The sequence below is a fragment of the Streptomyces sp. NPDC101234 genome, from assembly GCF_044767525.1.
Taxonomy (GTDB): domain Bacteria; phylum Actinomycetota; class Actinomycetes; order Streptomycetales; family Streptomycetaceae; genus Streptomyces; species Streptomyces sasae.
The window spans coordinates 1-7992 of record NZ_JBIWOA010000092.1 but is presented as its reverse complement, the minus strand read 5'-3'; the positions used below and the strand labels follow the sequence as shown (position 1 = coordinate 7992).

8 protein-coding genes are annotated in these 7992 nt (G+C 70.5%); 4 read left to right on the top strand and 4 right to left on the bottom strand.

Translation table 11 applies throughout. The annotated features are described in order from the left end of the window. Positions 1-227 precede the first annotated feature (227 nt). Positions 228-365, bottom strand: a complete 138-nt coding sequence (locus ACIRR9_RS55565) for a hypothetical protein (RefSeq protein WP_403769620.1) — start codon at positions 363-365, stop codon at positions 228-230. A gap of 566 nt (positions 366-931) precedes the next feature. Between ACIRR9_RS55565 and ACIRR9_RS55560 the strand changes: the two genes are divergently transcribed. The 3 genes from ACIRR9_RS55560 to ACIRR9_RS55550 all read left to right on the top strand — a co-directional run bounded on the left by ACIRR9_RS55560 (position 932) and on the right by ACIRR9_RS55550 (position 4631). Then, positions 932-1522, top strand: a complete 591-nt coding sequence (locus ACIRR9_RS55560) for a hypothetical protein (protein WP_365340313.1) — start codon at positions 932-934, stop codon at positions 1520-1522. 1389 nt (positions 1523-2911) lie between these two features. Continuing rightward, positions 2912-4183 carry a protein kinase gene (locus tag ACIRR9_RS55555; RefSeq protein WP_403769617.1) on the top strand — a complete coding sequence of 424 codons (1272 nt, stop codon included), beginning with the start codon at positions 2912-2914 and terminating at the stop codon, positions 4181-4183. Positions 4184-4325: 142 nt separating this feature from the next. Then, on the top strand, positions 4326-4631 hold the full coding sequence (locus ACIRR9_RS55550) for a hypothetical protein (RefSeq protein ID WP_403769614.1): 306 nt from the start codon (positions 4326-4328) through the stop codon (positions 4629-4631). Between the two features lie 103 nt (positions 4632-4734). On the opposite strand, the gene ACIRR9_RS55545 is transcribed toward ACIRR9_RS55550, so the two are convergent. Next, positions 4735-4965: a hypothetical protein gene (locus ACIRR9_RS55545; protein WP_403769611.1), complete on the bottom strand. Its 231-nt coding sequence runs from the start codon at positions 4963-4965 to the stop codon at positions 4735-4737. 240 nt (positions 4966-5205) lie between these two features. Here ACIRR9_RS55545 and ACIRR9_RS55540 point away from each other — a divergent pair, with 240 nt between their 5' ends. Further along, positions 5206-6219, top strand: a complete 1014-nt coding sequence (locus tag ACIRR9_RS55540) for an LAETG motif-containing sortase-dependent surface protein (protein WP_403769608.1) — start codon at positions 5206-5208, stop codon at positions 6217-6219. A 111-nt stretch (positions 6220-6330) separates the two neighbouring features. Here the strand turns inward: ACIRR9_RS55540 and ACIRR9_RS55535 are convergent, their stop codons facing one another. After that, a complete protein-coding gene (locus ACIRR9_RS55535; RefSeq protein WP_403769605.1) occupies positions 6331-7572 on the bottom strand; it encodes a cytochrome P450 in 1242 nt (413 codons plus the stop codon). After that, positions 7569-7992: amidohydrolase family protein (locus ACIRR9_RS55530; protein WP_403769603.1), on the bottom strand; the 424-nt coding region annotated here is incomplete at its 5' end. The genes ACIRR9_RS55530 and ACIRR9_RS55535, both read right to left, overlap by 4 nt.

Genomic DNA, 7992 nt, shown 5'->3' with positions numbered 1-7992 from the left:
AACTTCGCCCGAGCACGGTTCACTTCATGTGCGTCCACGCCTCCAGCATGCCCCCGAACAGTGCCGCGAGACAGACCTAACGGAGTCCTACTAGATGGGTGAATCCCAAGCCCGGTTCCCCTTCTTCATCACGTGCCCGCCACAATTGCCAGGAGCGCCCGAAGAAGCTCTCCTCGTCATGGGCCGACAGCCGCGCCTGCCGACGGCGCGGGAGGTGAAGACGTCCGTCAGGAGCGTTTGCCGTCGGCCGGGGCGGGCGGGACGCCGTCGGCAAAGCGGATCCGCCGGGTGCGCACGGTGTCCAGGCGCACTCCCGTTTCGCGGGCGATGCGCGCGTTGCCCAGCTCCCGGGCGGCGTGCAGCACGATCTGCGCCCGTACCCGGTCCTGGGCCTGTGTCCGTAAGGCGCCTTCTTCAGGCGGTGCCGTTCGGGGCGGCCGCGTGCGGCGGCGAGAGCATGGAACGCCTGGACATAGCCGGTGGCGGTCTCCCGCAGGGGCACGGCACTGCTCTCTCCGATCCAGCAGGCGGCCGCCGGCTCGGGGGGCCAGACCGGGGCCGGTGCGCTGTCACCGGGCGCAAGCATGAAGAGGTGGTCGGCGTACACCGGGCACGGCACGATCCACGCGCCTTCGGCCACATCGGGCAGTTTCCCGAGCAGTTGGCCGCGAACCCGCGGCGGGCCCTCGATGACGTACACCCGCACCGTCGCGGGCAGGGCCGGGCACAGCGCCCCGAGAGACTCGCAAGTCGGTTCGGTCGCAGAGCAGGCAGGCGCTGGCAGGAGCACAACACGGCTCGCTGTGCAGATCGGCACCGGAGGGACCGCTTCACGGTGCAGACAGGTACTTCGCACCAGTCGCAGCCGTCATAGCGTTCTGGTGCGCCATCGACCACGGCGCACTGCACCTTCCACACTCAGGGGGAATCCATGAGACTTCACCACAGGCTGGCCGCGATCGTCGCGGCTGTGGGAGCACTGCTCAGCTTCGGCGTCGCCACCGGCGTCGGTGTGGGCACCGCGTCGGCCACCAGCTTCGTCTGCGACCACCTCAGCTCCGATCCGAACGGCGACGCCTGCCCGCACCAGACCACGCTAGGGATCGACCACGCGTACACCACCAACCAGAGTCTCTGGACCCGTGACGAGAAGATCACGGTCCAGAACGACGGCAACCTGGTGCAGTACTGCCTGAACAGCGGCTGGTCCTACGGCCTGAACAAGTGGGTCAGTGCAGGGACCCCGGTGTGGGCGACCGGCACGAACAAGTGGAATGCCGTCGGTGGGAAGTTGGTGTTCTGGCACGACGGCAACCTGGCCCACTACGGCGACTGGCAGCAGCTCAACGGCTCGGTCGTGGAGGGCAACGACTGGCAGTCCGCCAGCTGGAGCTCGAACGCCTGGGCCATCCTCCAGGCTGACGGGAACCTGGTGATCTGGGCCAACGGCAGGGCGGTCTGGGCCAACAACACGTACCACTTCTGCCCGGGCTCCGAGCACTACTGGAACGGCTACCGGTAAGCCGCACACCTCACGCGCCGGCGTCCTTCGGAGCCGAAGGACGCCGGCGCGTGAGGACGTCTGGGCAGGGACCGCCGGAGGAGAGCCGGCCGTCCGTCGACGAGGGGCCGTTGCACCCGCACCTGGAGATGCCGACGACGGCCAACGGCCCCCCAGTCGCAGCGAGCCGGAGCCGCACAGTTCACCAGTCGGGATGCCCGCCACGCTCTCATGACGGACCTTCACGTCCGCCACCGTGGCGCCTTCGCCTACACCGACTCGGGCCGCAGGCCTGGAAGTCGGCCATCGCTGCCTTACCGCACGGTCGCGGTATTCGACAGACCCTGCAGCTGGAGTCGCCCTTGCGCCACCACAGCCGTGTCGTCAGCGGCCGTCTCTCCTCGGACACACCATTGCCCCCTGAGGCCCGTTTTGCGGGCAGGGCGGACCGGCACCCGCCTCCGGCTCCCGGCCGGGTGTCGGTGTTCTGCCGTGTCGGCAGGCTTCTGGCTCCCTCCTTCATGTGCCGGCACGTGTGGACCATCATGGGGTCTTCCTGGTCGGCGATCGGCGGGTCGATCGCGCCGCCCAGTTCCGGTACCCACATCTCGACTCCGTAGTGTTCGAAGAGCGGGGCCATGGTGGCGAACTGGTCGCCGTAGAAGGCGCGTTCGCTGGATCCGACGATGACCGCCTCCGCCTGCGCTGGCTGCCATCGCGGCGAGGAGCGCTGCTGCTTGCGGCCTGCGGGCCCAGGGCACGGTCCGGCTGCGGCCGACATCGAAGTACTCGGCCACGATTCGTCCCTGTCCGGACGCCTGTGCCTGGGCGCCCAGCAGTTGCCAGGCCTGTGATGGCGGAGGCACCGCCCCGGCCTCCGGCGGCCTCGCCCACACCGCGATGGCAGCCAGGGCGGGCGGAGGCGGTCAGGATCAGCTCCGACAGCCGGGGCAGCAGTCCCACGACCAGCCCATGGTCCTCGGCCCGACCCAGTGCAGGCCACGCGGAGTGGCGGATCCGGCTCCACAGCGAATGGCCGGACGACGGCGGCCGGCAGTGCGAGGACGGACCACGACGGGCGCGCCAGGACACGGGGCGGCCCCACGCCCACTCGGCAGCGTCGACGGAAGGCGGAAACCCAAGTGGGACGTCCACGGCATCGGAGCCCGACGGTATCCGGGGTGCGGACCTCGGACATGCGAGGACTGGGGGTTGGCCCCGAGGTCGCCGACGCGGATCGGCGCGCCGTCACCGGACCAGTAGGCTGAGGACGTTGCAGTCCTCTGTCATCGCCCCGTCTTGCGCGCGGCTGCGGGCTGCGGCGATCAGGAGCGGCTCGGCGTGAGGATGGAAGCCCAGGTGCTGTTAGCGGGTCGGTATCGGTTGCACACCGCAATCGGGCGGGGAGCGATGGGCGAGGTCTGGCGGGCACGGGACGAGGTGCTCGGCACGGACGTGGCCGTCAAGCTCCTGCTGGCCCAGGGTGCCGATCCCACCTCCGCTGCCCGCTTCCGTCTGGAGGCGCAGACGGCGGGTTCGCTCAACCACCCTCATGTGGTGAGGGTCCACGACTTCGGGGCACACGAAGACCGGTTGTTCCTGGTGATGGAACTGGTGGAGGGCGACACCCTCACCCGGATGCTGTCCATGGCGGGCCGCCTGCCCGCCGAGCAGGTGGCCCGCATCGCCGCCCAGGCGGCCGCCGGCCTCGCCGCCGCCCACCGGCAGGGCATCGTGCACCGGGACATCAAACCCGGCAACCTGCTCCTCCATGTCGACGGTACCGTCAAGATCGGCGACTTCGGCATCGCCCGCTTCCTCGACGATCCCGGGCCCGGGCTGACCGCTACCGGTCAGGTCGTCGGCACCAGCCTGTACCTCGCCCCCGAGCGTGCCCTGGGGCAACCCGCCGGACCCGCCTCCGACGTCTACGCGTTGGGCTGCGTGCTCTACCAACTCCTCGCCGGCCGACCGCCGTTCCAGGCCGACAGCGCCATCGCCGTCCTCCACCACCACCTCGATACCGCGGCCACCCCGCCGCGCCACCTCGGTATTGCGCTGCCACCGGCTTTCGAGAACTACCTGCTCGGCATGCTGGCCAAGAAGCCCGAGGCGCGGCCCACCGCCCAACAGGTCGCCGACTGGTTCGACGCCGACTTCTGGCGAGGCCACCCCGAACCGCTCCCGGCCGCCGTGCCACAGGAGTTCGGCGCCCCCGCGCTCTACTCTGCACGGCAACGGCCCTTCATGTCCGGCCAAAGCAGACCCACGGGAGGAAAGGCGGCCGGCCGTCCACTCACCGAGCCGGGGCCGGCGACCGTATACGGGCTGCCCGCCTCGGGCGCACGTGTCACAGCCCGCCGCGATCGCAGGACCGCGCCACGCACCCGCGGCACACATCGGCCGAAGGCGGTGGGCGCCGTGGCCGCAGCCGTACTCTTCCTGGCCGCCACAGCGGCCGGCGCGATCTGGTTCACCGCGGGTTCCGGGTCGGCGAATACATCCGTCCCCGACGCACCGCCCACCACGACTCCCAGCTCGGCCGCGGGTACCGGCGTCCCCTCCGCGCAGCCTCCGGGCGAGACCGTTCCCGCCGACACCGGCACCCCGGAGCAACAGCCCCGACAGCGGCCACAGGAGAAGGCCGGGAAGAAGGAGCACGGCGGGCGCCACAAGGGCTGATACGGGAGTGCGAACGACGCTCACGGCACCCTGTTCGTGAGATTCACACCTTCGGACAAGCGCAGCCGGCAGCTACGATCTCGCCCAGGGTGAGCCGGGAGGCCCGGTCGGCGCTTCGTCGCCGGGCCCGAGGAGTGCCCGTGTGAACGTCGTCATCGGCTGTGCCGCTCTTGGGGGCTGCACCGTGCTCATGCTCCCTCCGGCCCCGGCGACGTTCCTCGGCGGGGATCCGCCATTGCCGCACCGTGATGAAGGATCCGTCCGGCTTCCGGCCACGGCCGCCACGACGGCGTACGCGGCCGTACTCACCGAGGCTGTACCCCGTCTCGTCGGCGTGCTTGAGCCCGTGCCCGAGGTCTGCTCGTACACCGCCACGATCCTGGCGGTCGGCGCCGCGGCGCTCTGCGTCGTCCACGAACGGGCTGCCACCACTCCTCACTGCAGTTGAGCGGCGCCCACGTCGACACGTGAGCCGAACGGCACACGCATGTCCGGACCTCTCGGATACCTTCACGACATCGGTGGTTGGCCTCCGCGCTCCAGGATGTGCCCTACGTACCGGCGCAACAGCCGGCCCGCGTCGGCGCGGCGTTCCGGCGCATTTGATCCAGGCGCTCCGGCGTGAAGTCCCACTCGATGATGCGATCTTCCCGGTGCCGCAGATCCTCGGCGATCCGCTCGGCCGCCGAGCGAGATGGGAGCTCGAAATGCAGTCGCTCCGGCAGCGGGTGTGCCGACAGGACATCGACGGCGTAGGCGAGCGGGACGACGCCGCGGTCCACGGCAGGTCCGTGGACGGCCGACTCGTCCATGTACGCGGTCAGTTCCGGGGATGAGGAATCCGCAGCTGCTCCCGTCCCTGCGATGAGCGTCGACCGAGTCCCATGGGCCGGCCGCTTGCAGCACGCCGCGTATATGAGATGCGTGTCACATAAAGAAGGCGTGAGGCTTTGGGCAACCCTTTACGTCCACTGGGGGTCTTCTTTGCGTATATGCCAGTCCTTCTCGTCTCTGAGGTTCGCATGAAGCTTCGCCGTTCCCTGGCCCTCGCCGCCGCGACGGCCGCGATCGCCCCGGCCGTTCTGCTCGCGGCCCCGACCGCGTATGCGACGGACGACGACCCGTCGCCCACGGTCAGCAGCGAGACCACCGTGACCGACGACGAGTCCACCCCCGCGGCGGACGAGTCGACCCCGGCCGCAGAGGACACCACCCCGGCGGCCGACGAGTCGACCCCGGCCGCCTCCGCGTCGGCCACGCCGACCGTCTCCGCACCGGCGACCGGCTCCGCCTCCCCCTCCCCCTCGGCTTCCGCGTCGGCGACGCCGGGTCCGGTGGAGTGCAACAGCGACGACCCGAAGATCGACAAGAGCCTGCGCACCACTCTCTCCGGCCTGCCGTCGAAGATCGTGGCGGGCAGCGGCTTCCACGGCTTCAAGCTGAACGTCAGCAACGACGGCGACCGCGCCTACCAGCGTGTCGACCTCGGCCTGTTCGCCGCCCAGGTCGACGAGGACGACTTCTTCGTCGACACCAGCCACCTCACCCTGCAGTTCAAGGACCCGGCCTCGGGCAAGTGGACCGACATCTCGCTGGACGAGAACGACGAGGGCGCCGGCTACCTCGGCTACACCGACGTCAAGGCACACGAGTCGTTCTCCCTCGACCTTCGCCTGGCCGTGGACAAGAAGGCCCCGGCCGGTCTCGGCTTCGCCATCAGTATCGGCATGTACGCCGACGACAAGGGCAACTGCGTCTTCTCCGGCGATGACAGCTACTACGAGTTCGACATCCTTGCCGCCGGCTCCGCCCCGGGCGAACCCGGCGACTCCAAGCCTCAGGGCGGCAGCAAGCCGCTGCCCGGCAAGCCGTCCGGCAACACCCAGATCGACCCGCAGGGCCACCTCGCCTCCACCGGGTCCAGCTCCGCGCTGCCGGTGATCGCTTCGGCGGGCGGTGCCGCCGTCGCCGTCGGCGCGGGCGCCGTGTTCGTGGTGCGCCGCCGCAAGAACGCCGGCTCCGGCATCACCGCCTGACCAGCCCTCCCGTGCTGCCGTGGTCCGTCTGGATCGACGGACCCGCACCACGACCGGCTCGATCGGGGGGCGGACAGCCGACCAGCGACAGTCCGCCCCCCTGCGCGTCGGTCACCCGGCAGGGTCGAGCACGACCGGAAGCTCCGCGAGGCCGCGGAAGGCCGGGAAGGGAACCTCCAGCCACCGCGTCTCGGCGCGGGGGTCGGCCAAAGCCATCCTCGGGAAGCGGTCGAACAGGATGGTGAGCGCCAGCTGCATCTCCAGCCGGGCCAGCGGGGCTCCCAGGCAGTAGTGGCTGCCGTGCCCGAACCCCAGATGCGCGTCCTGTGCATTGCCCGGACGCATCACGTTCAACTCGTCCGCGGCGTCGAACTTCAGCGGATCGCGGTTGGCGGAACTGATCGCGACCTGGACCAGGGCGCCCTTGGGAATCCGGGTCCCGCTGTACTCCACGTCCTCGGTCGCGTAACGGAACGTCGCGCTCTCCACGGAGGTGTCGTAGCGCACCAGTTCCTCGACCGCGGCACGCGTCAGCTCCCCGTTCTCCCGCACGGCGCGCAGCTGTTCGGGATGGGACAGGAGGTGATGCACGGCGTTGCCGATCAGGTACGCGGTCGTCTTGTGCCCCGCGAACATCAGCAGGAACGCCGTGGAGACCAGCTCGTTCTCGGTCAGCCCGCCGCCGTCGTCCCGGACCGCGGTGAGCGCGCTCAGGAGATCGTCACCCGGACGCCTCCGCTTGGCGGCGACGAGATCCGAGAAGTACGCGTGCAGATCCTTCTCCGCCTGCTGCTGGGCCCGCCTGGCCTCCTCATCGAAGCCGCTCCGAGCCACCGCGTAGGACAGGTCCTGCATCCACGACCGCTCCTGGGGCGGTACACCGAGCAGATCGCAGATCACGATGATCGGTAGCGGGAACGCGAAGACCGGCAACAGGTCGAAGGGCTCCCGGGCCGGGCACTCGTCGAGCAGGCCCCGGACGATGTCCTGGATCTTCGGCCGCAGAGCCTCCACCCGCCGCAGGGTGAACGCGGAGTTGACCAGCCTGCGCAGCCGCGTGTGCTTGGGCCCGTCGGAGTTGAGCATGTTGTCGTCCAGCGCGACGGACGAATCACCGAAGATCCTCCGGTAGGCGTCCATGGCCCCGTACATGTCCTTGCTCAACCGCGGATCCGCCAGGGCGGCCCGCGCGTCCTCGTACCGGGTGATCAGGTACGTCTCGTTGCCGTGCGGCGGTCTCATGGGGCAGACCGGGGCCGCGTCGCGGAGATGGGCGTAGACCGTGTGCGGGTCCCGCCGGAACTCCGGGGTGCAGCGTTCGGCCGCGGTGACGGCCTCTTGCGTGGTGGTCACGGACGACTCCTGAGGTCGAAGACGGCCTCGGCGTTGCCACCGAGGACGAGCTGCTGCGACGCCCGGTCGATCGGCAGCTTCTCGATCATGCGGATCTGCTCCTCCAGCGGCACGGCCAACGGTGGTGAGTCGGTACCGAACAGCATCCGCTCGGGCCCCAGCACCTCCGCGTTCAGGCTCAGATGCGCCGAACTGCACGGGCTCGTGTCGACGTACATGCGCTGGAGCGCCGCGGCCGGGTCGACCGCCGGTCCCTGGGCCGCCGGCGGGGCGGAGGCCGCCTCGGGCCGGCCGGCGGGTGGCGGGGGGCCCCCCCCCCCGGCCCGGGGGGGCCGCCCCCGGCGGGCGGGCCCCCCCCCCGCCCCCCCCCGCCCCCCCGCGCCCCCCCGCCGCCCCGAGAGACGTGGCGGTGGAACACAA

Coding starts and splice junctions, on each gene's coding strand:
- ACIRR9_RS55555 (WP_403769617.1), top strand. CDS start 2,912: ATGGGCGAGGTCTGGCGGGCACGGGACGAGGTGCTCGGCACGGACGTG.
- ACIRR9_RS55540 (WP_403769608.1), top strand. CDS start 5,206: ATGAAGCTTCGCCGTTCCCTGGCCCTCGCCGCCGCGACGGCCGCGATC.
- ACIRR9_RS55560 (WP_365340313.1), top strand. CDS start 932: ATGAGACTTCACCACAGGCTGGCCGCGATCGTCGCGGCTGTGGGAGCA.